The 25,883-nt window shown below is 39.8% G+C and carries 22 protein-coding genes and 1 tRNA gene; 5 read left to right on the forward strand and 18 right to left on the reverse strand.

Annotated elements, in window-relative coordinates:
• Positions 1-125: 125 nt before the first annotated feature.
• The gene (gene nhaD / locus L1264_RS00745) at positions 126-1,559 is read left to right on the forward strand and encodes a sodium:proton antiporter NhaD (protein ID WP_235403568.1); all 1,434 of its coding nucleotides are present in this window, start codon (positions 126-128) and stop codon (positions 1,557-1,559) included.
• 280 nt (positions 1,560-1,839) lie between these two features.
• Positions 1,840-2,904 carry a zinc-binding dehydrogenase gene (locus tag L1264_RS00750; RefSeq protein ID WP_199527921.1) on the forward strand — a complete coding sequence of 355 codons (1,065 nt, stop codon included), beginning with the start codon at positions 1,840-1,842 and terminating at the stop codon, positions 2,902-2,904.
• Between the two features lie 266 nt (positions 2,905-3,170).
• On the opposite strand, the gene L1264_RS00755 is transcribed toward L1264_RS00750, so the two are convergent.
• Complete coding sequence (locus L1264_RS00755; RefSeq protein WP_167657905.1) at positions 3,171-3,488, reverse strand: hypothetical protein; 318 nt, start codon at positions 3,486-3,488, stop codon at positions 3,171-3,173.
• 266 nt (positions 3,489-3,754) lie between these two features.
• Here L1264_RS00755 and L1264_RS21415 point away from each other — a divergent pair, with 266 nt between their 5' ends.
• Together L1264_RS21415 and L1264_RS00760 are read left to right on the forward strand one after the other, a co-directional pair.
• The gene (locus tag L1264_RS21415; RefSeq protein WP_268833779.1) at positions 3,755-3,886 is read left to right on the forward strand and encodes a hypothetical protein; all 132 of its coding nucleotides are present in this window, start codon (positions 3,755-3,757) and stop codon (positions 3,884-3,886) included.
• A 323-nt stretch (positions 3,887-4,209) separates the two neighbouring features.
• Positions 4,210-6,576, forward strand: a complete 2,367-nt coding sequence (locus L1264_RS00760; protein WP_199527922.1) for a restriction endonuclease — start codon at positions 4,210-4,212, stop codon at positions 6,574-6,576.
• An 82-nt stretch (positions 6,577-6,658) separates the two neighbouring features.
• On the opposite strand, the gene L1264_RS00765 is transcribed toward L1264_RS00760, so the two are convergent.
• The 12 genes from L1264_RS00765 to rppH all read right to left on the reverse strand — a co-directional run bounded on the left by L1264_RS00765 (position 6,659) and on the right by rppH (position 17,097).
• Positions 6,659-6,733: transfer RNA gene (locus tag L1264_RS00765), tRNA-Arg, on the reverse strand.
• 189 nt (positions 6,734-6,922) lie between these two features.
• On the reverse strand, positions 6,923-7,576 hold the full coding sequence (locus L1264_RS00770; RefSeq protein ID WP_199527923.1) for a FlgO family outer membrane protein: 654 nt from the start codon (positions 7,574-7,576) through the stop codon (positions 6,923-6,925).
• Between the two features lie 3 nt (positions 7,577-7,579).
• Positions 7,580-8,254 (reverse strand): FlgO family outer membrane protein, encoded by a 675-nt coding sequence (locus L1264_RS00775; protein WP_135923806.1) that lies wholly within the window; start codon positions 8,252-8,254, stop codon positions 7,580-7,582.
• A 14-nt stretch (positions 8,255-8,268) separates the two neighbouring features.
• Positions 8,269-8,862, reverse strand: coding sequence for a FlgO family outer membrane protein (locus tag L1264_RS00780; protein ID WP_138558642.1), 594 nt, complete (start codon positions 8,860-8,862; stop codon positions 8,269-8,271).
• 381 nt (positions 8,863-9,243) lie between these two features.
• A complete protein-coding gene (locus tag L1264_RS00785) occupies positions 9,244-9,579 on the reverse strand; it encodes an SPOR domain-containing protein (protein WP_199527925.1) in 336 nt (111 codons plus the stop codon).
• 138 nt (positions 9,580-9,717) lie between these two features.
• On the reverse strand, positions 9,718-10,110 hold the full coding sequence (locus tag L1264_RS00790; RefSeq protein WP_235403569.1) for an SPOR domain-containing protein: 393 nt from the start codon (positions 10,108-10,110) through the stop codon (positions 9,718-9,720).
• A 548-nt stretch (positions 10,111-10,658) separates the two neighbouring features.
• Complete coding sequence (galU, locus tag L1264_RS00795; RefSeq protein WP_135923802.1) at positions 10,659-11,540, reverse strand: UTP--glucose-1-phosphate uridylyltransferase GalU; 882 nt, start codon at positions 11,538-11,540, stop codon at positions 10,659-10,661.
• Positions 11,541-11,566: 26 nt separating this feature from the next.
• A complete protein-coding gene (locus L1264_RS00800; RefSeq protein ID WP_135923801.1) occupies positions 11,567-12,418 on the reverse strand; it encodes a thymidylate synthase in 852 nt (283 codons plus the stop codon).
• Between the two features lie 13 nt (positions 12,419-12,431).
• Entirely contained in the window at positions 12,432-13,235 is an 804-nt protein-coding gene (gene lgt / locus L1264_RS00805) for a prolipoprotein diacylglyceryl transferase (protein WP_199527927.1), read from the reverse strand.
• Positions 13,236-13,249: 14 nt separating this feature from the next.
• A complete protein-coding gene (locus tag L1264_RS00810) occupies positions 13,250-14,059 on the reverse strand; it encodes a sulfite exporter TauE/SafE family protein (RefSeq protein ID WP_135923800.1) in 810 nt (269 codons plus the stop codon).
• Positions 14,060-14,268: 209 nt separating this feature from the next.
• A complete protein-coding gene (ptsP, locus tag L1264_RS00815; protein ID WP_138557319.1) occupies positions 14,269-16,545 on the reverse strand; it encodes a phosphoenolpyruvate--protein phosphotransferase in 2,277 nt (758 codons plus the stop codon).
• Between the two features lie 33 nt (positions 16,546-16,578).
• Positions 16,579-17,097, reverse strand: coding sequence for an RNA pyrophosphohydrolase (gene rppH / locus L1264_RS00820; RefSeq protein WP_138557318.1), 519 nt, complete (start codon positions 17,095-17,097; stop codon positions 16,579-16,581).
• 540 nt (positions 17,098-17,637) lie between these two features.
• On the opposite strand from rppH, the gene mutH reads away from it, so the two are divergent.
• Positions 17,638-18,309 carry a DNA mismatch repair endonuclease MutH gene (mutH, locus tag L1264_RS00825; RefSeq protein WP_058586533.1) on the forward strand — a complete coding sequence of 224 codons (672 nt, stop codon included), beginning with the start codon at positions 17,638-17,640 and terminating at the stop codon, positions 18,307-18,309.
• A 48-nt stretch (positions 18,310-18,357) separates the two neighbouring features.
• On the opposite strand, the gene eno is transcribed toward mutH, so the two are convergent.
• The 5 genes from eno to rlmD form a co-directional block, all read right to left on the reverse strand.
• A complete protein-coding gene (gene eno, locus L1264_RS00830) occupies positions 18,358-19,656 on the reverse strand; it encodes a phosphopyruvate hydratase (RefSeq protein ID WP_138557317.1) in 1,299 nt (432 codons plus the stop codon).
• Positions 19,657-19,769: 113 nt separating this feature from the next.
• A complete protein-coding gene (locus tag L1264_RS00835) occupies positions 19,770-21,404 on the reverse strand; it encodes a CTP synthase (protein WP_063529466.1) in 1,635 nt (544 codons plus the stop codon).
• A 157-nt stretch (positions 21,405-21,561) separates the two neighbouring features.
• Positions 21,562-22,362, reverse strand: a complete 801-nt coding sequence (gene mazG / locus L1264_RS00840; RefSeq protein WP_199527237.1) for a nucleoside triphosphate pyrophosphohydrolase — start codon at positions 22,360-22,362, stop codon at positions 21,562-21,564.
• Positions 22,362-24,521 carry a GTP diphosphokinase gene (gene relA, locus L1264_RS00845; RefSeq protein ID WP_135923796.1) on the reverse strand — a complete coding sequence of 720 codons (2,160 nt, stop codon included), beginning with the start codon at positions 24,519-24,521 and terminating at the stop codon, positions 22,362-22,364. The genes mazG and relA overlap by 1 nt, the downstream gene beginning before the upstream one ends.
• An 8-nt stretch (positions 24,522-24,529) precedes the next feature.
• The gene (gene rlmD, locus L1264_RS00850; RefSeq protein ID WP_199527238.1) at positions 24,530-25,855 is read right to left on the reverse strand and encodes a 23S rRNA (uracil(1939)-C(5))-methyltransferase RlmD; all 1,326 of its coding nucleotides are present in this window, start codon (positions 25,853-25,855) and stop codon (positions 24,530-24,532) included.
• Positions 25,856-25,883: the final 28 nt, after the last annotated feature.

Genomic DNA, 25,883 nt, shown 5'->3' on the forward strand with positions numbered 1-25,883 from the left:
TATATTCAAAATACTAACTTCTTAGTTACTAATTTGTTACATAACCAAAAGAATGAATCTAAAATGTCTGCAGCTACATGCACACAACCCGTAACGAAATTAAAATGAATTAATTGGAACATACAATGAAAAAACTACTACAAGGATTGATCCTGTCCTTGCTAAGTTTCGCTGGCCAAGCTCATGCTGCGTCAACCGGTACTATCGATCTACTCACCCACCCTGTTGGTATTATCTGCCTTGTCATTTTTATCTTTGCTTATGTACTGGTTATCCTTGAAGAAAAAATCCATCTACGTAAGTCAAAACCCGTTCTTGTTGCTGCTGGTATCATTTGGACATTAATTGCTTGGCAATACAGTGCTTACAATATGTCAGACTTGAGCACAGATGCATTTCGCCATGCCTTGCTAGAGTTCTCTGAACTGATGCTATTTCTATTGGTCGCCATGACCTATATTAATGCCTTAGAAGAGCGCAGACTGTTTGATGGCCTACGTTGTTGGCTGATCGCCAGAGGCTTTAGTTATAAACAATTATTTTGGATCAGTGGCGTACTGGCTTTTTGTATTTCACCCATCGCCGATAACCTCACAACAGCGCTACTATTGTGTGCAGTCGTAATGAAAGTTGCCGCAAATGATAACCGCTTTATCGCCATGTCATGCATTAATATTGTGATAGCAGCCAATGCCGGCGGTGCATTCAGCCCGTTTGGAGACATTACCACGCTAATGGTTTGGCAAGCTGACGTTGTTGAATTTACAGAGTTTTTTGTATTGTTTTTACCTGCACTTGTAAGCTATATCATTCCTGCAGCGGTAATGTCTTTATTCATCAATAATAAACACCCTGATACTGTCGACGAAGATATTGAATTAAAACGCGGTGCACTACGAATCTTATGCCTGTTTTTATTAACAATTTTAACTGCCGTAGTACTAAAAACAGCCTTTGGCTTACCTCCTGTTGTAGGCATGATGATGGGTTTAGGTTACTTACAATTTTTTGGTTACTTTTTACGAGTCACCCTGCCCGGCTCGCTTGCCAGAAAACGCGCGATGGCAGAGCGTGAAGGAGATAAAGAGCGCTTGTCTCGCCTAGGTAACGTTGTTCCTTTTGATGTATTTAGCCGGGTATCACGTGCTGAGTGGGATACATTATTGTTCTTCTACGGTATTGTTATTTGCGTCGGTGGTTTAGGGTTTATAGGCTATTTAGCACTGCTTTCTGATTTACTTTATACGAATTGGTCTGCAACTGGCGCAAATATTATATTAGGCTTGATGTCAGCGGTAGTAGATAACATTCCTGTGATGTTTGCTGTTCTTCAAATGATGCCAGAGATGTCTCATGGTCAATGGCTTTTGATCACCCTAACAGCTGGGATTGGCGGTAGTTTACTATCGATAGGTTCAGCCGCGGGTGTTGCACTAATGGGACAAGCACGAGGGATTTACACATTTAATAGCCACTTAAAATGGTCGCCTGTCATTTTACTGGGTTACTTTGCTGGTGTATTTACTCATTTATACCTCAATACAGCCTATTTCGGCTAAGCCTTGAAAATGTCAAAGTTAAAACCCTGATGGTTAATTTAGGGTTTTAACTTCAATTCTATCGACGATTAAAGGCTTACTCGTTTTAAATTCGTACCAAGATACCAATAAATACTCATGATCTTTTTGTTTTAAAAAATCATAAATGAAGAATTTATAAACAGCATTGTCGCAATTTGTTGTATTTTTGGCGTAAAAAGTCAAGATATCACCAGTCACTTTACTTTAGTCTAGAGATCGAAACGAAGAAACTTCTTCGTGATTGATCGAGGACACACAAATGACCCAAATGAACTCTGTAGCCATGCAAAATGGTAAACTGCATGTAAAACAAATTGATATTCCAACACCAGGACCAGGCCAAGTACTCGTAAAAAGCCTTGCTTGCGGTATTTGCGGTTCAGATATTCATATCACCCGCCATACCAGTGATGTATTTGATATCTATAAAAACTTGGGCATCATGGCAAACGATGCAGGTGATGACCAAGAAGTATTACTAGGTCACGAGTATGCGGCAGAAATCGTCAGCTACGGCCCAAATACCAAAGGCGAACTTGCTAAAGGCACCCGTGTAACCTCAGTGCCAATCTTACTCTCTGCGGGCGGTGCTGGCGTAGGTGTAACCCCAGGGCTGTATGGTGCCTATTCTGAATACTTTATCGTTGATGAAGCTTTGTTATTACCTATTCCTGATGCAGTCCCATCGGAAGCCGCAGCCATTACAGAACCCCTTGCTGTTGGCTTGCATGCGGTAAACCGCGCACAAATGAGTAATGACGACATAGCAATCGTGGTTGGTTGTGGCCCAATTGGCCTTGCCGCAATTGCAGCACTTAGATTACAAGGTGTTAAACATATTATTGCCTCAGACCCACAAGAGAGTAAAAAACACGTCGCTCTTGAGTTTGGTGCGACTGAATATGTCAACCCGACCCTAGACGATGAAGTAGCCAAAGCAGCAGCCCTTGCAGACAATAATAAAGTGGTTATTTTTGAATGTGCAGGTGTAAGCCGCTTATTAAACGACTACATTTTACGTGCGCCAGCAAAAGCAAAAATCGTTGTAACAGGTGTACATACCGCGCCACTTAACGTTAACTTTGCCTATGCCACAGTGAAAGAGTTAGACCTTATTTTCTCTTATTACTACCAGCCAGAAGAGTTTGCACAATCACTTGAGAACATCGCGTCAGGCAAGATCGCATGGCAAAAAATGCGCACTGGTAAAGTCGGCATAGACGGCGTACAAGGTGCGTTTGATACCTTATTTAAACCAAATGACCATATCAAAATCATCATTGAACCGTGGCGCACAGGTGAGCTTGAAAAAGTAGCTGGTTAATTTAATTGGGGCTGCTGAAGAAACTTGGTAGCCAAAAACCTAGCAATTCAAGATATATTTAGTGGAGGGTTAAATAGCTTTAGTTTGCACCTATTAGTCCTTCACTATGTAAGCTACCTAGTTTTGGCGAGTTTAGGGTCAATATGAGTTTTAAATTGACGCTAAGGTATACTCACTTAGCGTCAAAACAGGTAGCTGCTACAGTTAACTAAATTGTTAAAATAAAAGAAAAACAATAACAGTAAAATTAAAATAACAAGCGAGATTTAACTAGTGAGATCAATAGCTTCTCTTAAAGTTAAACCTTTTCGTAACCACTTAGATGCCTGCTCAGCGGTAAAACCCGCACGATGCCAATTTATAATAGTTAGAGGCGAATCTATTCCATATTGAATCCATTGTTTTACGTCCATAGGCGCAAAGCCATTTCTTCTAAACTCTAGAGCACTGCTTGGCGATACTCCAATGCTAGACCAAGCTTGACTCTCTTGATAAGGCATATCTCCCCAAGGGCTAGGGCTGCTCGAACAACCTGCCACCAAAATAGTACCAGCAAAAAACGCTATTCCTAAAACTTTCTTCATCTTATTTTCCTTTTAAAGAATTCCTTGAAAACTTAATGTTTATAAGTATGGCTATGTAGGCTTATAAAAAACTAAATTACCCTTACTTATTAATAGATTAACTTTATTTCTAACATTTAACAATAAGCTAAAATAAGAGCACTCTCATTAAAATAAGCTTTATATCAATTACTAACTAAAGTTTAAACGCATAACAAAGGTTGTGTGGGTTTAACATATATATCAAAAACAAGGATAGACCTATAAAGCTTCATTACGATGTTAACGTGAATGAAGAAACAGGCGAATGCTCACTAAGCTATTATGATGGTGAGTTAATCCAAAAAGTAAAAGGTATTTGGTTTGCGGGTAAAACCTTTGTTACTCGCTTCTACCAATGGCGTTTAGAAAAAGCATAACAACATTACTTTAAATAGCTAAAGCCCTATTATGAGCTTTAGCTACCAAGTCATATTCAAAGCATTGTTTTGATGCTTTTCAGAAGACCTAAAGCTATAAAACGAGCTTTAGGTAGTTCAAATCCTCTACCAAACTTCAAAAACAACCTTTAGCTACCCACTTGCCAGAATGGAAAGAAAGCTCTTACTTGGAGTTCTGTAAATAACTGTACTAATTAATTATAATTTATGTAGTAAAACAAGTTTAAAACATTGAGCCTAATTGACTTAATGTGATTCATGTGCAAAAAAATCATAAAAGTTACGAATAAAGGAAAAAGTTAATGCATGATTATAAGTTTCACACATTAAGCCCTAGAGATTTTGAATATCTCTCAAATGATTTAGTAGGCGCCAAGCTAAAGGTAGATGTGAGGAGCTTTGCGACAGGAAGAGATAAAGGAATTGATGGTTGGCTTATTGATAAAAATCAATTAACTGTAGTTCAGTCTAAGCACTGGGAGAACACTAAAAACTCAGTATTGATCTCTAGACTAAGAAATGATGAACTACCAAAAATAAAAAAGCTAAAACCTAAGCGTTATATCTTATCTGTTTCAAATGATTTAACGGTTGATCAAGTAAAACAACTAATAAATGATTTTAAACCATATTTGAAAGAGGATGATTTACTTGATAGGGGCAAGATAAACAAATTAATTTCTGAAAACCCTTCCATAGAAGCAAACCACTATAAACTTTGGTTTAGTAGTACTAACATACTTAATGAAATGATTAATTCCGACCTACACAATCAGACACAGTTTGAATTGGAGGAAATAAAAAAGTCAATTAAAACATACGTTAGAACCCGCAATTACTATAGTTCAAAAAACAAACTAGATCAGAACAACTGTATAATAATTACAGGTGCACCTGGTGTAGGAAAAACCACATTATCGAGGGTTTTAGTTCATGAACTAATTGTTGAAGAAGAAAAAAGAAATAAAAGCAACTATGAATTTATATACATTGATTGTATTAATGACTTTAACAGAGCATACAAAAGCAAACTAAAGCAAATATTTTTATTCGATGACTTTTTAGGAAGAAATTACCTATCTGAGGTAAGGAACAGTGACGATAGAAAATTAAAAGAAATCATCGATAGGATAAGAAAATCAGCAAACAAAAAGCTGATACTAACGTCTAGAGTATCTATTTTAAATCAGGCTAAAAATATTTCAGATGACTATGACAGCTCAACTTTCATTTCAAATGAAGAATTAATTGACGTTTCAGATCTATCAAGAATAGAAAAAGCTAAAATACTTAGCTCATACTTCTTCAATACAATGAGTACTATAAAAGAAACTGGTGAGTGTACAATTGAAATTGAAGATTTCACAAATCAAGATTTTTATTTGAAAATTATTGATCACAGAAATTATAACCCTAGACTTATCGAACACATATTAAACAAAGATAATTTCAACGCTTCCAAACACACATCTTTTAAAAATTTTTCTTTAGCCGCCTTAAACAACCCATCTAAAGTTTGGGAAAAACCAATAAAAAACAATTTAAATGATATACAAAGAGAGATTCTATATTCGGTTATATTTACTAAAGAAAGAACAAACCAAGAAAAAATTTACGATCTAACTTTAAAAAATAACAATATAAAATCACAGGAATTCTTCGACTCATTAAAAGTTATGAATGAATCCTTTATAAGCATTTCAATAGACTCATATAATTGCAATAGATACATAAAACTACTTAACCCATCAATAGCAGACTTCCTGATCCCTAAACTAATTAACGAGTCACCATCAGAACTCGCTAGTTTAATTGTAAGTATGGGTAGCTTACTTGACATATACACGCTCCCAAACAATATGGAATTAAAGAGAGAGAAAAATAAGTATATAAACAAACATTTATTTTTTAAAAAACTAGTAGAGAACTTAAAAGATAAAATAAAGTTTGATAAAGAAACCATAACACTAAGCATTTATGCGCTGAAGAATGCTAACAGTGAAAAAAATAATTGTTCTGAAAGCCTACTGCTTGACAAGATAATAGAGAATACAAGCACAATAACCCAATACAAGCAAATAAGCGAAATACTTGAAATAACTAAAAAATTTAAACACTCAAAAGAATTTGATTTTGAAAAGTTGAGTAAAGAACATCTAGATTTATTAGATGACCATGATGAACTTGCTGATTTTTCATTCTTCTACAACTCAAATACAACAGATTGGCATTTAGATAAAGAAATTGAATACAAGGCTATAGAATACTGGAGTAGTAACCTCGAAGAAAAGTTAAAGTCAGAAATAAGTTCAGATGACTTTATTAATGATGACATCATTGATCATTACAATCAGTTTGATGAAGTTGATGAAGAAAGCGTAACTGCAGAAATATATGATGAAGTAGAAAAAATTGTTTTAGATATTTGTAATGAATACGACATCAATATACATGAAGATGACATCTTATCATGTTTTGATATTGACAGTTATTCTGAAAGCTTAATAGATGAAATCCTTAACACTCTTGAAAATACTGTAAGACATGTGATTGATGAAAATCAAGGCACACTTGATTTGGAGTTTGAGGATGAAGATGAAGATATAGATGATGAAGATATAGATGATGAAGATAGCGAAGATGATGAGATTAGGAACCTATTTTATTAAAGGTGAAATTTAAAAATCGCTACAAATATGCTACACCAAAATAAAAAACGACAGGCAACAACCAGTAAACTATTGATTTTATTGGTAGCCCCTACAGGAATCGAACCTGTAACTGCCCCTTAGGAGGGGGCCGTTATATCCATTTAACTAAGAGGCCACTCAAAAGCTGAGGTAAAGCTTGTAGCTTGTAGCTTGTAGCTTGTAGCTTGTAGCTTGTAGCTTGTAGCTTGTAGCTTGTAGCTTGTAGCTTGTAGCTTGTAGCTAAAATTATAACGGGCTAAGGCTTTTTGAATCAAGCATTTGTACCAATCGGTAAGGTACTTTACCGATTGGTATTAATAAGCTGCTAATTTAGTTTGGCTGTTGCTAATTGAATCGACTCATTTTTGAGTACAAAGTACGGGATCACTTTTTGCGCGCTAGCAACAACGAGTTTGGAATTTAAATTCACTACTCGGGCATTTACTTCTACACCATTGGTTCGGTAGATTAGTGTGCCTGCTAACACATGGCTAGCGATACGGCGCTCAGCAAGCTCTTCTACGTCACGCGACATAACAAAATCACCGCGGGCGGTTACGTTAATTACATCCATCGCTTTAAAATCAACAACCCCATAACCAAACTTTTGTAGTTGATACATCATAGACTCGGCGATTTGATTGCCAAGTTGCGAGCTGCTTTTTAAGCTTGTATCAAGATCGACAAACGTCGTTATTGCAATACCTAACTCACTTTCTTGCTGCATTGTATCAACTAATTCAAGTGCCATTTGCTCAACATAATTAACCAACGTTTTATGATGCTGATAAGGCACAAATAAGCGGTGATTTTCGTTAGTTTGTTGCGACTCTTTTTGCTCGAGCTCTTGCAACATAGCAACGTAGTCAGCTTGTGATGATGTGGTGTTAGCCGTGCTTTGATTTGCCTCACCTTGCTCAGCAAGTAATTGGCAACCTGACAGCGCTAATAATATGAATGCTAATAAAATACCTTTCATACCTTACTCACTTGCTTGTTTTAGCATTATTCCGTCGCTACGATTGGTGCTATCTAAGGCATCGACCACAGATTGCGGAATAAATCCTTGTGCAGATCCCACCACGGCTTTACTTGCCAAACCAACGATACGAGCATTCACCAGTACCCCGCTTTGATGGTTAACTAAGGTGCCGGCTAGCACATAATTAAAGTTTTGGTCTTGGTTAAGCTCTAAATAATCTCGGCTAAATACATAATCACCACTAGGCGTTACACGCATATAATCGGTCGTTTTGAAATCGACAACAGGTACACCAAAGGTATGCAGTTCGTGAATAAAACTTTCAGCGAGCTGGTTACCTAGTAACGTGGTTGAGTTGTAGTCAGCATCAAGATACACAAAGCTTGAAACAGCAATGGGAGTTTTATCGTTCACATATTGCAAGTTTTCAACTAAGTCTTGCATGATGCCACGTACATAATGATTGATATTTTTACGAGTTGGCGCTGCGGTAAAACTACTGTTGTTTAACACGGCTTGATTAGTTTGAAATACGCTGTCGTTACTATGCGGTGCAGCCACTTCTCGTTGAGCCATTAGCTGCGGTTCATCGTGCTGTTCAGGTGTATCACTAGCAAGCATCGAAGAGCAACCAAATCCCATAGGCAAACACATACTTAAAATTAAACGTTTCATTAATTGAATTCCTCTTAATATTCGCTTCGATACAACTGACCATTACGCTGCTGTACTTTTTCAGCTCCCCACATAACGTTTATCGGGATCTCTGTACTTGCCGCAGATACAACACGCTGATCTTTTGTATTGACGAGTCGAGCATTCACTATATAGGCATGTTGTTGCCGGGTAAGTGTGCCGGTAATAACAAAGTCAATATTCTGACGTTGGCGTAAGGTTTTTATATCGCGACTAAGTACACTATCGGCCGTTGGCTGCAAATTTAAAGTATTTTCTAGTCGATATTCGATAGTATGAAAGCCTAGCTGGGTAAATTGCGTAAGTAAGCTCTCTTGAATTTGCTGACTCAAGCCACTGCCTTGGTCTTGCGCCAACTTAGTCCCCAGGCCATCTGCCATGTAAAAGCTCGTAACAGCAATGCGCGCATTACCTTTGTAAGGGCCTTGAATACGACTTAACTGACTACTTAAATCAGTAACATATTGATGCACTGTATAAGGAGCCATCGGTGATTTTGGCGTTTCTCTAGGGGGCGTTTTTTGTTGCTCTTCGGTTAAGCTACAACCCACCAACACTAAAAAAACGAAATAAACTAACAGACGCATATTTGCCATCCTCTTTCAACATGACAAATTTAAAGCAATAATTATGCCTAACTATTATTATTGGCGAGATTTACTTTGATAGTCTAGAAACGAGAAACTCTGATACCAGTTTGGTTATTTAGCTGTTCCTGGCAGTTGCTCCTGCATTGCCCTACCCTCTGCATCCATACAATCGTAAATAAGTAATTTTTAACGCAGCTAGCTTCAGGCTTATCCCTTTAAGTGGTTTCTGTATTTCGGGTTGGTATTTATCTAAGCGAATAAGCCTTTTAATGATAGGTCTGCTTGCTGTTTATAATCGCTACTCAGGCCGAGTATGTGAGGCTGGTAATTATGAAGAGCAAAGTAGCTGCGATTATTATTTAATACAAAAAGCAATAGTTAAAGCATCTCCCCAACAAATGTTGCAGTTACACATGACTGACCCATTTTTTTAGCAATCTCACAAAAAGCGCTGGCCTGGCTGTAGTTTTTAAATGGTCCTGCACGCAGCGCATACAAAGTGACTCCCTTTTGATCACGCTGTTTAAAGCGAAAACTAAGCCCTTGTAAAGCATTAGGATAATCACGTTTTAGCTTCAATACTTGATGACTCACTTTATTCACTGACAAATATAGCCCCAGCTGCACACCTGCAGCTTGATTACTGTCAGTAGCGAGCTCAGGTTGCACTTGCTGCTTAGTGTAAACAGGCTCATCTTGCTCTTGCGTCATCATACACGCTGCCAAAGTTGATAAACTTAAGATAATGAACAAATGCCTAAGAAAAGTAAAAAAAATCATGTAAACGTCAACTCTAAAAAATAGGTATAAATTCTAGCAAACAAAATGCCAACCCAATTAAAAAGAATTACATTAAAAGTAAACGCGATTATCCGTGTACTTGCTTACGAAGCAATCGATCCCTTGACGTTTTATGGCTTCGCAGTCTGCTTGTGCGTTTTTAAAATACTTGTAACCACCATATTTAAGACGATAAAACGTGTGTTGATCAACAGTAGCGGTTTCAATATTTAAAATAGGCTCACCTTGAAAAATATTGGGGGCACGCTTGGTCATTTTTTTAACAGAATAAGCGAGTAATGGCTTTGATTGAACCGATGCAAGTTGTACAGCAAAGGCATATTCATGTTTAAACGGTTGCTCAATTAACGTGCTATTCAATGAACCAGCAGAAACTGTTTCAAGCGCTGCGTGTTGGTTAACTAAAGAGGGAGAGCTATCTACTTTTATAATATTTTGACTCAACAATTGCACAAGGTGCAATAAAGGCCATTGTTTAGGGGAAAGAAAAGAGGTTGTCGTATTATTGCAACCTGACACAGTCAAACACGCCACTAGGCATATACTGTAACGTAAAGGCTTCACACAACATTTCATAATCAGAGTTCTTAAACATACCATAAAAAATTTCTTCTCATTCAAGAAGACTCGCTGTTAGCACTTACCTGTACACCAAGGCGAATAAGATCATTTTAGGTATCAAATAAAAATACTAACACATTGTTTTTTATTTAGCGTTTCAAAAAGCGGCCATGAAAAAATATCCACTTCAAGTCTACGTCCTAAAATGGCAAATAATGCAATGAGCTAGGTTTCAACACTTGAGTAGAATAAATTATCAATCAATATGCAATGAAACATTTTAATTACATTCAATCATAACAATGTGTTAGGACAAAGGTATATCAGAAAAGTCATTATTTGCATAATGAACAAAAAATTAGGAAGGTAAATAAACATAAAAAAAGTGCCGTATAGGCACTTTTTTTATTATTTTTAATTAGATAGCTTAACTATTTAACAAGCGATTTAATAAAGTCGCTTAATTCATCTTTAAATTCTTCTCTGCGAAGCGCAAATTCAACAATTGCTTTTAAGTAGCCAATCTTGCTACCACAGTCATGGCTTTTGCCTTTCATTGAATAAGCATCAACAATTTCTTTTTCCATCAACATAGCAATAGCGTCAGTTAATTGAATTTCATCGCCGGCACCTGCTGGAGTTTTTGCAAGTAGTGGCCAAATATTTTTGCTTAATACGTAACGGCCAACAACCGCAAGGTTTGAAGGAGCCTGATCAACTGGCGGTTTCTCAACCATGTTTAAAATAGCTGCACTTTCGCCTTGCTGAATTTTTGCATCGCCTAGGTCAACAACACCAAATTTGTCTACTTCGTTTTTTGGCACAGGCTCGACCATAATTTGGCTCTCACCTGTTTTTTCAAAGCGTTGGATCATCTCTGCTAAGTTGTCTTTTTTAAGATCGCTTGCTACATCATCAATGATCACATCAGGTAAAATAACCACAAATGGTTCATTACCAATAATCGGAGCTGCACAGTTGATAGCATGACCTAGCCCTTTCGCTTCACCCTGACGAACATGAATGATGGTTACATCTTTAGGGCAAATTGATTGTACCTCAGCAAGTAATTGGCGTTTAACACGCTTCTCAAGAGTCGCTTCTAACTCGAAGCTCGTGTCAAAATGGTTTTCAATTGAGTTTTTACTTGAATGGGTAACTAAAACAATTTCTTTAATACCAGCCGAAATCGCTTCATTCACTACGTATTGGATCAAAGGACGGTCGACAATAGGCAACATTTCTTTTGGAATCGCTTTCGTTGCAGGTAACATTCGCGTGCCAAGGCCAGCAACTGGGATCACAGCTTTCATTGATTTCTCCTTAAATTTTATTGTTCTTACACTGAAAACGGATACTTAATTGCATCGTGACACTGATAACCTACTACTTCAAAATCGTCTTTTGTAACCCAGGTTTCAATGTCTTCTAGTGATTTAATATTTGGGTTTATTTTTAATTCTGGCGACGCGAAAGGCTCACGCTTAAGCTGCACATCACGCATCAACTCCAGTTGATTTTCGTAAATATGCGCATTAGCAATTTTATGGTATGCCTTGCCCGGTTTGTGCCCTGTGATTTGTGCAACTAAAGCAAGTAACACAAAACATTGTATTTGATTAAAGTTTAAGCCTAGCGGCACATCACAGCTGCGTTGATATGATGTTAAGTATAGAGTATCACCCAACAAAGAAAAGGTATGAGTGTGCATGCAAGGGCGTAAACAGCCCAGCTCAAACTCACCAGGGTTATAAAAAGTGATGATCTCACCGCGATCATCAATACCTTTTGATAAGTTATCAATAACCTTTTTTAGCTGATCAAGGTGGCTGCCATCAGGGCGTTGCCAACTACGGCCTTGCACACCATATACACGACCCATGTCGTCTTCGCCGCGACGATGGGGGTTTTCGAGCCAAGCCTTATTCTCGTTAGCGTTTGCATTCCAAGTCATGCAGCCAATTTCACGAAACTGTGCAGCGCTATCGTAACCACGCAAGTAACCAAGTAACTCTGCGATTGCAGCCTTATAAAAGCTCTTGCGTGTAGTGATCAGTGGAAACTTATTGTTTGCCACATCATACTCAAGATCGGCATTAATAACGGTTAAACATTTGGTGCCAGTGCGCTTATTTTCAACCCACACACCTTCATCAACGATGCGTTGACATAAATCTAAATACTGTTTCATTGATTAGCTCTTGTTATGCTTTGCTTGCCACGCTGTGTTGCGGCTTTTTATAGGCCCATATTAACAAACCAAGGCCACCGATGACCATTGGCAATGATAAGATTTGTCCCATTGAAATAACGCCTGCGAATAAACCTAAATGAGCATCTGGCTCACGGAAGTATTCAACAATAAATCTAAACACACCATAACCAAGTAAGAACACCCCAGCAACACTGCCCGCTGGACGTGGCTTTTTAATAAACCATTGTAAGATTAAAAACAGCACTAACCCTTCTAAAAAAGCTTCGTATAATTGTGATGGATGACGAGGCTCTGGACCACCTGTAGGGAAGATAAACGCCCATGGCACATCAGTTACTCGGCCCCATAATTCACCATTGATAAAGTTACCTATACGCCCTGCAAGTAGGCCAAGCGGCACTAAAGGTACAACAAAATCGCCTACTTCAAACAATGACTTTTTACGTGTCCACGCAAATATAGCTATTGCTGTAATAACACCTAGCGTACCACCATGGAAAGACATGCCGCCTTGGTCAATTCTGAATAAATAAAGCGGGTTTTCAATAAAATAACTAAACTGATAAAACAATACATAGCCAACACGACCACCGAGTATTACCCCGAGCATGCCGTAAAATAGCAGGTCACTTACTTGTTCTTTTGTCCAACCTGAGTTTGGCTTTTCTGCTTGGCGATTAGCAAGCCACATTGCCAAAGCAAAACCAATTAAATACATTAAACCGTACCAACGTACGCTGAGCGGGCCTACCGAAAAAATAACCGGATCGATATCTGGAAATTGAAGAGCCATATAAATAAAAACCTTTAACTGAACACCATTTTAAGCGCAATTATGACAAGTAAGAGCGCAAATACTTTTTTTATTGTTGCCACTGGCAAGTAATGCGTTGCTTTAGCACCTATTGGTGCAATCAGCGACGAGGTAACCACAATCCCCACTAAAGCAGGTAAATATACAAACCCAGCAAATCCATCACTGAATGATGTTAATTGCCATCCAGCAGAGACATAGCCCACTGAACCAAACAGCGCAATGACAATACCACATGCAGCAGCACAACCAATGGCCTTTTTTATATCAACAGAAAAATAATGCAGTAACGGCACAATTAAAGCACCACCACCAATACCAATAAGTCCTGATAAAGCCCCCATTATGGCACATAAAAAGCCTAAAATGGGGCCTGAAGGTAATGGTTTTTCACTAGCCGCTTTAGCTCGGGTTGATAACACCATTCTGAGCGCAATAAACACCACGCTGCCAGCAAATACAAAACGTAATAATTGTTCAGGAATAAAGCTTGCTGCAAAGCCACTGATCAATGCGCCAAGCCCAACCCCAGTCATCACCCAAGGGGCAATTTGCCAAGGCACATTAGCATTGCGATGATGAGCAAGGGCTGAAGAAGTTGAAGTAAAAATAATGGAAGCTAACGATGTTGCAATGGCAATGACTAAAACATGACTTGGATCAGCAACGTTAAATGACACTAGCAGCGCACTAAGAACAGGAACAATAATTAGTCCACCGCCAATCCCAAGCAACCCGGCTAAAAACCCCACTACGCTTCCTAAAATTGCGCAGTACACCATTAAAAGTATTACGTCATGCATAGCACACTCAAATATTCAGTTTGTTATATACATATACTAAACTAATATATATACCCAAACCACCTCAAGATGCGAGTTTCAGTTGGAATTAAAAGCGATTTAGGCAAGGCATTGATTGCAAGTAATAGTGGTTCTATTGTTAAAATCAATAACGCAGTATAAATCGCTTTTAAACCAACCCTTTGGGCGTTTCACAGCACAATTTGACGTCATGATTGCCCTTGGCTTGGGGTGTAAAATAATTCCCCCAGTTGATGCTCTATCATGAAGTTGCGCGTTAATCTAAGTACGTGTTTTGCCGTTGGCTGCATTAAACACTCTGCAAGTAACTTTTCCATATCACTGACATTTAAACGTCTGAGCACAAACTTAATTTTACTAATTGATGAATAGTTCATACTCAAGCTTCGATAACCCATAGCAATGAGCAGTAATGCGCCTTCTGGGTCGCCGCCTAGCTCACCACATAAACTAAATGGCAGTTCATGTTGATGACACTCTTGGGCAATTTTTAACAACACCCGCAGCACACTAGGATGGTATGGATTAAACAACTCGGCAACGCGAGCATTAGAACGGTCAACTGCGAGCATATATTGGGTTAAATCATTACTACCCACTGAGCAAAAATCGACTTTTTGTGACCACTCTTCGAGCATAAATACACTTGAAGGAACCTCAAGCATCACCCCGACTTCTGGGCGTTCAATAGCTTGCTCTGGATATTGCTCACTTAATTCAAAGTATGCTTGTTCAAGCAACTTTAATGATTCATCAACTTCTTCTGAACCGCTGATCATCGGCAGCATTATTTTTAAATTACCTAAACCAATATTCGCTTTTAACATGGCTCTAAGTTGATCTAAAAAAAGTTCAGGGTGATCAAGAGTAACGCGTATACCGCGCCAACCTAAAAACGGGTTTTCTTCTGTTATGTTGAAGTAGTCTAATACTTTATCGCCACCAATATCTAAAGTACGCATCACCACAGGGTTCGGGTGATAGCTGGTTAGTACTTCGCGGTACCAAGTTTCTTGATCAGATTGGGAAGGAAACTGGCCTTTTTGCATAAACCAAGCTTCAGTACGATAAAGCCCGACACCGTCGCAGAAAGGTTTATTATCATGCTCAGTGTTTAACTCAAGGCCAGCATTTAGTAGTAAGCTAATGTGCTCACCATCACGCGTTACAGCTTCTAAACTTTGCTCTGCAAAAAAGCGATCATTTAATAGCGTTTCTTGGTATTTAAGTTGGCTATATTCTTCGTGTAACACTTGCGAAGGAGAAATATATAAACGCCCCGCATAGGCGTCTAAAATCATTGGTTTGCCTTCAAACTGCAATAACGGCACATCTTCAATACCCCAAATAGCTGGGATCCCCATCGCGCGGGTTAAAATTGAAGCATGGCTGTTCGCAGCCCCGTTCACACTCACCACCCCTGCTAAATGCCCTTTTGGCACTTCTGCAAGCATTGCTGGTGTCAGCGTACTAGCAATTAAAATAGTATCTTTAGGGTAAGGCTTTGCTGCATGTTCGGTATTCACTAAGTGATGTAAAACCCGCAAGCCGATATCCTTAACATCAACGGCACGTTCTTTGATGTATGGGTCTTGCATGGCATTAAACTGTGAAACAAGCTTTTCGATTACAATTTTAAGTGCACTTTTAGCACTCCACCCCTGTTGAAGCTGGGCTTCAACATTTTGTCCTAGACTTTTGGCATCAAGTAATTGTTGGTACACATCAAATACAGCAAGCGCTTCTTGAGGTATTGAATCGCTAAGTGTCATCGATAAGGTGTTAAACTCGTTACGCGTCGCAGCAACAGCTTGAGTGAATAACTTACGCTGAGCGCTGATGTCATCGTCTTTTTGTAATTCGATAGACGTAAAATCTAGCTTTGGGATCACCACGAAGGCTTCGCCTATCGCTATGCCTGGTGCACTCGATACTCCTTTAAGTACCGAAGTCTGATGGGCAAAATCATCTAGCCTTAGTAACTCTTTTATTTCTGCATGGGCTAGCTGAGAAGCAAGTTGTGCCGAAAGCGTAATTAAAAATGACTCTTCGTCAGGGCTAAAAACTCGCGCTAATTTTTGCTGAACTACAATAACGCCTAAAACCTTTTTTTGGTGCACGACAGGCACTGATAAAAACGCGTTATAGCCTTCTTCATTAACTTCTGGCGAGAGTTTAAAGCGAGGATGTGACTTTGCAAAAGCAATATTGATGGGCTCTTCACGCTGCGCAACAAGCCCAACGAGACCTTCAGTAAAGCCTATACGAAACTTTCCAACCGCATCTGGGTTGAGGCCTTGGGTGGCCATCAATACAAAGTTGTCTTGACTGTAATCTGCAAAATAAATCGAGCAGCACTGTGTTTGCATGGCATCTTTTACCATTTGCACAAAACACGCTAGCGCACTGTTTAAGTCCGCCTGTTGCGACACTGCCTCAGCAATTGATCTGAGCGTGGCTAACATGATGCTGCTCCTATAATTTAGATAAGGCAGGCCTTATCGTTTTTGTCGCCAATGATCTTTTTGTTGCTCTCGTTTATTAAACGGCATTGCAAACGGAGCAAACTCTTTCATTACTCGACGATATACATCGCGCTTAAACGAAACAACTTGCCTAACCGGATACCAATAACTCACCCATCGCCAATCATCAAACTCGGGGTGATGAGTTTTAAGTAAATCTACATCTTCATCTTTACAACGAAGTTTCAGTAAAAACCATTTTTGTTTTTGTCCAATACATACAGGACTTGAGTCTCTGCGAATTAAACGTTTGGGTAGTTTATAGCGTAACCAATGTTTTGAACTTGCGACGATCTCGACGTCTTCAGGAAGCAAGCCCACTTCTTCGTGTAATTCTCTGTACATGGTTTGCTCTGCTGTTTCACCATCGTCCACACCACCTTGGGGAAATTGCCAAGAGTGTTGACCATAACGACGAGCCCAAAATACTTGTCCCTGATTATTGCAAATTACAATTCCGACATTGGCACGAAAACCTTCGGCATCAATCACCTTAGTGCCTCATTTGTAAGTCGATTTTTATTGATTGTTCCACATAACCCGCGATACAGCAAACACTTTACACCCAAGCACAAAGGAGATTTAAAATAACTCATTTAACACGCCCATTTAATCAAGGTGTTACAAAGCTATTTTGATAAAAATACGCTGTTTGAATAAAATAACTATTTACAACCTCTTTTTTACCATCTTACCCACAGCTTGTGCATAACTTTTATAAAACATGCCTAATTTGCAAACAAATCCACAATCCACAGTTGAAATATCCACTTTCTCCACAGAAACTGTGGATAAACATGTTTATATATCTGTATTTATACAAACAACTAATCACTTAATATCGAAGCACAACGCAACAAAACAACTAAAATATATAAATTTCAACTGGTTATACAATCAAGCCCACATATTCCACTGGTTATTTTTAGCTCACACTTAACATGCGCAAAAAACACCCAAACACAAAGATATCCACTAAGGCGCGCATTTGCTATCATGAACCGGATAATTAGACAATCAAATAAACGCCTTATGCGACCAATAAAACCCGCTTCTATAAACGAATTAATGCAACGTGTTGATGCTATTGCCGGCCTTACCCTAGGGCAATTAGCTGAGCAATACCAATTTAAAACACCTGACGATTTACTGCGTGAAAAAGGCTGGACAGGGCAACTTATCGAATATGTGCTTGGCGCAACAGCAGGCTCAAAACCAACACCTGATTTTGAAGAGTTAGGAATTGAATTAAAAACACTGCCTATTTCGTTTAAAGGTAAGCCACTCGAAACAACATTTGTGTCAGTTACACCGCTACTAAATGTTACAGGGATGACTTGGCAGCAAAGTACTGTGCGTAAAAAGTTGAATCATGTTTTATGGTTACCTATTTTAGGCGAGCGCGAGATACTGCCTTTTCACCGCACTATAGGCAGTGGCTTTTTGTGGCAGCCAAGTGCAGAGCAAGATGCCCTTTTACAAAGGGACTGGGAAGAACAAATGGAGCTAATAGCCCTTGGTCGCGTTGATGAAATTTCGGGGCACTTAGGCGATGTTATGCAAATAAGGCCAAAAGCAGCCAATAGCAAAGCACTTACTGATGCAATTGGCCCCAATGGCCAAATAATACAAACCCTACCTCGCGGCTTTTATTTAAAAACCAGCTTTACTGGCGAGATCTTAAAACAGCAATTTCAGCTATAAAAAAACCTCCCGCAGGAGGTTTTTAAAGTCTCAATGAGCTAAGCCAAATTACTGACCTTTAACTTCTTTAAGACCATTGTAAGGTGCTTTTTCACCTAGTACTTCTTCAATGCGAAGTAATTGGTTGTACTTAGCAATACGGTCAGAACGGCTTAATGAACCCGTTTTGATTTGACCTGCCGCAGTACCTACTGCTAAATCAGCAATTGTTGCATCTTCTGTTTCACCTGAACGGTGTGAGATAACAGCTGTGAAGCCAGCATCTTTAGCCATCTTGATAGCAGCAAGCGTTTCAGTTAATGAACCGATTTGGTTGAACTTGATAAGGATTGAGTTAGCAATACCGTTATCAATACCACGCTTTAAGATCTTCGTGTTAGTTACGAAAAGGTCATCACCAACTAATTGTACTTTGTCGCCAATTAGTTTTGTTTGGTGAGCAAAACCATCCCAATCAGACTCGTCTAAGCCATCTTCAATTGAAACAATTGGGTATTGCTCTGTCAGATCTTTAAGGAAGTGGTTAAACTCTTCAGAAGTGAATTTTTTACCTTCGCCTTTAAGGTCATAGATATTAGCTTCTTTGTCGTAGAACTCAGATGCCGCACAGTCTAATGCTAGCGTGATGTCTTTACCAAGCTCGTAACCTGCATTTGCAACAGCGACTTTAATTGCTGCAAGTGCCGCTTCGTTTGACTCAAGGTTAGGAGCAAAACCACCTTCGTCACCAACTGATGTAGAGTGACCTTCAGCTTTAAGTACTTTTGCTAAGCTGTGGAATACTTCAGCGCCCATACGTAATGCTTCACGGAAGTTTTTAGCGCCAACTGGCTGGATCATGAATTCTTGAATATCAACAGAGTTATCAGCGTGCTCACCACCATTGATGATGTTCATCATAGGTAATGGCATAGAGTAAACACCTGGTGTGCCGTTAAGGTCTGCAATGTGCTCATAAAGCTCAACGCCTTTTGAGTTTGCAGCCGCTTTAGCTGTTGCTAAAGACACAGCTAAGATAGCGTTAGCACCTAGTTTTTCTTTGTTTTCAGTACCATCTAAGTCAAGCATTACTTGGTCAACCGCTTTTTGATCAACTGCGTTTTGACCTTTAAGCGCTTCAGCGATTTCGTTGTTGATATAGCCTACTGCTTTTAAAACACCTTTACCTAGGTAACGTGCTTTATCACCATCACGTAATTCAAGCGCTTCGCGAGTACCTGTTGATGCACCAGATGGTGCTGCAGCACGGCCCCATGAACCATCAGCTAAATGTACATCAGCTTCAACAGTTGGGTTACCACGCGAGTCCATGATTTCGCGACCAATCACTTTTACGATTTCTGACATCTTGATTCCTCTTTTCCCGAAAATGGTGAGTTAGTGCCAATTTTATTAATTATCCTTAATGCCATTGGCTTATTAAAACAAATAAGCCGTGCATAAAGCACGGCCTATTAAAATTACGATGACGCTTTTTGGTGAGTGTGTGCAGCTGCGACAAACCCTTCAAATAGCGGGTGACCATCACGTGGTGTTGACGTGAATTCCGGGTGGAATTGCGCGGCAATAAACCAAGGGTGATCTTTATTCTCGATAATTTCGACTAATTTCTTATCTTCAGATAAACCAGTGAAACTTAAGCCTGCTTTTTCAAGCTGCTCTACGTAGTGATTATTCACTTCGTAACGGTGACGGTGACGCTCTACAATCTCGTCGCTACCGTACACTTCGCTTACTTTAGAGCCTGGTGTTAAATGACACTTCTGTGCGCCTAAACGCATAGTACCACCTAAGTCAGATTGCTCATCACGCACTTCAACGTTACCGTCAGCATCTTGCCACTCAGTGATTAGACCAACCACAGGATGTGCTGATTTAGCGTTAAACTCGGTTGAGTTTGCATCTTCAAGGCCTGCAACGTTACGCGCATATTCAATAAGCGCTACTTGCATACCTAAACAAATGCCTAAGTAAGGAACTTTGTTTTCACGTGCATATTTAGCCGCTAAGATCTTACCTTCAACACCACGACCGCCGAAGCCACCTGGTACTAAGATAGCGTCAAGGTGAGAAAGTAACTCAGTACCTTTGCTTTCTAAGTCTTGTGAATCAACGTATTCGATGTTCACGGTTAAACGGTTTTTCAGACCTGCATGCTTTAATGCTTCGTTTACTGATTTATACGCATCTGGTAGTTCGATGTATTTACCAACCATACCAATTGTCACTTCACCTGTTGGGTTAGACTCTTGATATAACACTTGTTCCCACTCAGATAAATCTGCTTCTGGGCACTCAAGATAGAAACGACGACATACGAAGTTATCTAATTCTTGTGACTTAAGTAACGCAGGGATCTTATAGATGCTTTCTACGTCTGGTAATGAAATAACAGCTTTCTCTTCAACGTTAGTGAAAAGTGCGATTTTCGCGCGCTCGTTATTTGGTAGTTTGCGATCAGAACGACAGATTAAGATATCTGGTTGGATACCAATCGAACGTAATTCTTTTACAGAATGTTGTGTTGGCTTAGTTTTAACTTCACCTGCAGGGCCTAAGAATGGCACAAGCGTTAGGTGGATAAACAACGCGCGCTCACGGCCAATTTCAGTGCCAAGCTGACGAATTGCTTCTAAGAATGGTTGTGACTCGATGTCACCAACTGTACCGCCAATTTCAACGATTGCTACATCGCGACCTTCAGCACCGTCGTATACACGTTGCTTAATGTCGTTTGTGATGTGTGGAATAACCTGAATTGTTGCACCAAGGTACTCACCACGACGCTCACGTCGTAATACATCTTCATAAACACGACCTTGTGTGAAGTTGTTGCGGCTAGTCATCTTGGTACGGATGAAACGCTCATAGTGACCTAAGTCAAGGTCAGTTTCTGCACCGTCTTCAGTTACAAATACTTCACCGTGCTGAATTGGGCTCATAGTGCCTGGGTCAACGTTAATGTAAGGATCCAGCTTTAAAATAGTCACATTAAGACCACGTGCTTCTAAAATAGCGGCTAATGACGCTGCTGCAATACCCTTACCCAACGAAGAAACAACCCCGCCAGTTACGAAGATAAATTTTGTACTCATGCGAACCCTAGAATATCAGGAATTAAAAGGAATAATATAGAATCAAGACGGGGCGATATTGTAGCAAAGGCACTGCTATCAATCCAGATAAAATTAGCAAATAAGTGCACAAAAAACGAGCTTAACCATACTGTACCCAACCTGTTCTACAACACACTCATTTTAACTGCTTTTTAATGGCTTCCCATGCGTTGTCCATTTCTTCAAGACTAGCCGTTTCTAAACTTTGGCCACGCTCCTGTAAATAAGCGGCTACTTTTTCAAAGCGTGACGCGAACTTAGCATTGGCACTTCGTAATAATTGCTCTGGATCGCGCTTGATATGACGCGCTACATTCACTGTTGCAAACAGTAAATCACCAATTTCTTCGGCGCTGTGCTCAGAATGTGGATCATGAGCTAGCGCTTCTTTTACTTCGTCTACTTCTTCCGCAACTTTATCAAGTGCCCCATGATAGCTTGGCCAATCAAACCCTAGGCTTGCCACACGCTGTTGAATCTTCTTCGCTTTTGACAGTCCCGGCATCGCATCAGGTATATCTTGCCAAAGGCTCATTTGTGGTGAGGCTGATTTTTCTGCTCGCTCTTGTGCTTTTATAGCCTGCCACTGCGCAGAAAGTTCAGCATCCGATAGATCACTTTGCTCTGCAAATACATGGGGATGACGACGCACTAATTTATCATTAAGCGTATTAGCCACATCGGCAAAATCAAATAACCCTTGTTCTTTAGCAAGCTGAGCATAAAAAATAACTTGAAACAGTAAATCGCCAAGCTCACTTTTAAGCTCAGTAAGCTCACCTTTTTCAATGCAGTCTGCTACTTCGTAAGCTTCTTCAAGGGTGTGCGGCACAATCGATTTAAAATCTTGTTTTAAATCCCACGGGCACCCAGATTCTGGGTCCCGTAGTTTGGCCATAATCGCTAACGACTGCTCAATGGCATGTTTATCACTCATTACGAATGACCACGCTTTGCTTCATGGACACCTTCAATTTGGTGTAACTTCGACAATAAGCGGTTGGTGCTTGATAAGTCATGAACTTCAACCTGCATTGAAAACAGTGCAAGTTGCTTATCTTCAACCGTGTTAACGTTCATGTTCAGCACATTTACTTTTTCGTTTGCAAGTACTGAGCTGATATCTCGAATTAGCCCAGAACGATCGGTGGCTTCAACTTTAATAGTTAATGAGTACGAGCCATTTACATCGTCTGACCAGCTTACTGATATCACTCGCTCTGGGTGTTTATCACGTAGTTTTTCGAACGAATCACAATCTTCACGGTGAACCGCAATCCCTCGGCCTTGGGTGATATAACCAATAATTTCATCGCCTGGCACAGGTCGGCAGCATTTTGCTACGTGGCTCATTAAACTACCTACCCCATCAACAACGATACCGTTTTTATCGCCGGTTACACTTTTCGGCTTTTTAAACTTAATTTGTGGCTCGTCATCATCACGGTCACTAATAAAGTTTAATAACTGATTTAAACGAACATCCCCAGCACCAACAGCCACCATTAAATCTTCAAGGCCACGCAAATTAAAGCGCTCAATTGCTGGCGCCAGATCTTTAGTTGTTAGGTCTAACTTTTGTAGCTCAGTCTCTAAAATTTCTTTACCCGCGCTTAAATTTTTATCTCGGTCTAGTTGCTTAAACCAATGATGTATTTTAGAGCGTGCACGCGACGACTTGATATAACCTAGTGATGGGTTTAACCAATCACGACTTGGGTTGGCCTGCTTTTGAGTTAAAATTTCAACCTGATCCCCGGTACTTAACTGGTAAGTGAAAGGCACAATCTTGCCAAACACTTTTGCACCAATACAGCGGTGACCTACATTTGAGTGAATGTAATAGGCAAAATCAAGCGGTGTCGCACCCAGTGGTAAATCATAAATATCTCCTTTGGGTGTGAACACATAAACGCGGTCTTCTACTACTTGGTTTTTAAGCTCTTCGGCTAAGTCACTGCCATCAACAACTTCTTCTTGCCATTGCAGTAGTTTGCGTAACCAGCTAATTTTTTGTTCATAGCCCGAACCTCGACCTGGTAGCGCTCCCTCTTTATACATCCAGTGCGCAGCTACACCTAACTCTGCATCTTGATGCATTTCGCTAGTACGAATTTGAATTTCGACGGTTTTACCTTCAGGGCCAAAAACCACGGTATGAATTGACTGATAGCCGTTTTGCTTCGGTGTTGCGATGTAATCATCAAATTCTTTATTCAAATGACGCCAGTTGGTATGCACAATACCTAATGCGGCATAACAATCTTGCAAGCGTTCCACCACAATGCGCATAGCACGAATATCAAAAAGCTGATCAAACTCGTAGTTTTTCTGCGCCATTTTTTTATAAATGCTGTAGATATGCTTAGGACGGCCATAGACTTCACCTTCAATGCCTGCTTCAGCTAGTTTTGACTTTACTAAAGCAACCATATTTTCCATGTAAGCTTCACGAGCAAGGCGCTTATCATCAAGCTGTTTTGCAATGTTTTTATAGGTATCTGGGTGCAAATAACGGAACGATAAGTCTTCAAGCTCCCACTTAAGTTGACCAATCCCTAAACGATTAGCCAGCGGAGCAAAAATATCACGTGTTTCTTTGGCGGCAATAACGCGCTCTTCTTCACTTGCGTCTTTAACATCACGCAAGTGACATACTTGTTCTGCGAGTTTAATCACCACGGCGCGCACATCTTCAACCATGGCTAATAGCATACGGCGGATATTATCGATTTGTACTGTACCTTTACCTTGATGGGCTAAGGTACTAATAGTGGCCATTTGGCTGACGCCGGTTAGTAATAACGCAACGTGATTACCTAACTTTTCGGTGACTGTCTCAATTGAGATTTTTTCGGCTAAAAAGTAAGGGGTCAAAAATGCGGTTGCCAGCGAATCAGCGTCTAAGTTCAGCTCGGCTAAAATTTCCACCATTTCGATTGCGGTATTTTCACGTTTTGCATCGTCACAATGCTGGCACAAATCATGAGCCTGCTTTAATAGGATTTGTTTATCTTCTGTTAGCGCTAACAGCTCGATACGGCTGGCAAAATCACTCGGCTTTGTAAGCTGATGTGACTGTCTAGTGGCTACCATAGTGCGCTTTACCTCCTGTGAAATAACGCCATCGTTTCAATATGCCCGGTATGCGGGAACATATTCATTAGCCCTATTTTCTTAATGCTAAAGCCTGCTTGTAAAATAATCGCACTGTCACGGGCTAAAGTAACAGGATCACAAGAGACGTATAAAATCGTTTTAAACTGGGTTAGTGGTAACTGCTCTAAAATGGCCATCGCCCCAGTGCGTGACGGGTCAAGGACTAACACATCAAAATCATCACTAAACCAAGCTGCTGATTTCATTGGCTGTGTTAAATCAAAACAGTAAAAATCGGTATTCGACAAAGAGTTAGTTTGCGCATTTTGTTTGGCTAATGCAACCGCAGAATCAACACCTTCAACACCAATAACATATTTAGCATACTTTGCCATTAATAATGAAAAGTTACCAATACCACAAAACAAATCCAATACCTGCTCATGACCTTGTAAATCAAGCCACTGTTTTGCTTGATGCAGCATAGCTTGGTTCACTTGCGGGTTAACTTGAATAAAGTTCTCAAGGCCAAACTCAAAACGTAAATCATAAGCTGGTATCTGGTAGTACGGCATTGGATGGTCACTGTGATCAATTTCACCACTTTGTGATTGCCACACAACACGCCAGCTATATTCATCACACGCCGCTACAACAATGGCTTTTAACTCTGCATTAATAGCTTTGGTATGCCTAATAACCACAAAAGCCGCGTTATCAGCTTCGCATAATTGTAAGTGGCTAATACTATCTAGACCTGAATGACTGTTGATAAGAACATCAAAGACCGAAAAAACATCTCTAAAAGTGCCAGTAAGTACATCACAGTTCTCAATGCTAACCAGTTGCTTAGAGCCTTGAGCTCGATATCCTACGCGCATTTTTTTGGCGGCTTTGTCGTGCATTACGGCAATACGCGCAGAGCGACGATAATGATGCTCATCACTCAGTAAAGGCGCTTGCCAGTTTAAATTATCAGCTTTGGCAAATTTACTAAACAACTGACTTACCGCTGCTTGCTTTTCTACGAGCTGTTGTTTTGCATCGAGGTGTTGTAACTGACAACCACCGCATACCTGATAATGTTGGCAAAAAGGAGTAACCCTATGCTCTGAGGCTGATAGCACTTTTTTACAATCAGCACTGGCAAAACGTGCCTTATCTTCTATCAACAGTGCTTTTACTTCTTCGCCCGGCAAAGCACCATTAACAAAACAAACTTTACTCCCTTGTTTAGCAACGCCTCGACCTTGATGATCCATAGCGGTGACAGACAGGGTTAGCATTTTTTGTGAAACGGATTTCTTTTTGGCTTTGAAAATCTGTGCCATTGGGCAACACCTTAATTATTGATAAAGC

Source organism: Pseudoalteromonas sp. APAL1 (assembly GCF_021532475.1).
GTDB classification, from domain to species: domain Bacteria; phylum Pseudomonadota; class Gammaproteobacteria; order Enterobacterales; family Alteromonadaceae; genus Pseudoalteromonas; species Pseudoalteromonas lipolytica_C.

Bases quoted from the DNA above. Each gene is read 5' to 3' on its own strand.
- nhaD (WP_235403568.1), top strand. From the start codon at position 126: ATGAAAAAACTACTACAAGGATTGATCCTGTCCTTGCTAAGTTTCGCT.
- L1264_RS00750 (WP_199527921.1), top strand. From the start codon at position 1,840: ATGACCCAAATGAACTCTGTAGCCATGCAAAATGGTAAACTGCATGTA.
- L1264_RS00755 (WP_167657905.1), bottom strand. From the start codon at position 3,488: ATGAAGAAAGTTTTAGGAATAGCGTTTTTTGCTGGTACTATTTTGGTG.
- L1264_RS00760 (WP_199527922.1), top strand. From the start codon at position 4,210: ATGCATGATTATAAGTTTCACACATTAAGCCCTAGAGATTTTGAATAT.
- L1264_RS00770 (WP_199527923.1), bottom strand. From the start codon at position 7,576: ATGAAAGGTATTTTATTAGCATTCATATTATTAGCGCTGTCAGGTTGC.
- L1264_RS00775 (WP_135923806.1), bottom strand. From the start codon at position 8,254: ATGAAACGTTTAATTTTAAGTATGTGTTTGCCTATGGGATTTGGTTGC.
- L1264_RS00780 (WP_138558642.1), bottom strand. From the start codon at position 8,862: ATGCGTCTGTTAGTTTATTTCGTTTTTTTAGTGTTGGTGGGTTGTAGC.
- L1264_RS00785 (WP_199527925.1), bottom strand. From the start codon at position 9,579: ATGATGACGCAAGAGCAAGATGAGCCTGTTTACACTAAGCAGCAAGTG.
- galU (WP_135923802.1), bottom strand. From the start codon at position 11,540: ATGAAAGCTGTGATCCCAGTTGCTGGCCTTGGCACGCGAATGTTACCT.
- L1264_RS00800 (WP_135923801.1), bottom strand. From the start codon at position 12,418: ATGAAACAGTATTTAGATTTATGTCAACGCATCGTTGATGAAGGTGTG.
- lgt (WP_199527927.1), bottom strand. From the start codon at position 13,235: ATGGCTCTTCAATTTCCAGATATCGATCCGGTTATTTTTTCGGTAGGC.
- L1264_RS00810 (WP_135923800.1), bottom strand. From the start codon at position 14,059: ATGCATGACGTAATACTTTTAATGGTGTACTGCGCAATTTTAGGAAGC.
- ptsP (WP_138557319.1), bottom strand. From the start codon at position 16,545: ATGTTAGCCACGCTCAGATCAATTGCTGAGGCAGTGTCGCAACAGGCG.
- mutH (WP_058586533.1), top strand. From the start codon at position 17,638: ATGCGACCAATAAAACCCGCTTCTATAAACGAATTAATGCAACGTGTT.
- eno (WP_138557317.1), bottom strand. From the start codon at position 19,656: ATGTCAGAAATCGTAAAAGTGATTGGTCGCGAAATCATGGACTCGCGT.
- L1264_RS00835 (WP_063529466.1), bottom strand. From the start codon at position 21,404: ATGAGTACAAAATTTATCTTCGTAACTGGCGGGGTTGTTTCTTCGTTG.
- mazG (WP_199527237.1), bottom strand. From the start codon at position 22,362: ATGAGTGATAAACATGCCATTGAGCAGTCGTTAGCGATTATGGCCAAA.
- relA (WP_135923796.1), bottom strand. From the start codon at position 24,521: ATGGTAGCCACTAGACAGTCACATCAGCTTACAAAGCCGAGTGATTTT.
- rlmD (WP_199527238.1), bottom strand. From the start codon at position 25,855: ATGGCACAGATTTTCAAAGCCAAAAAGAAATCCGTTTCACAAAAAATG.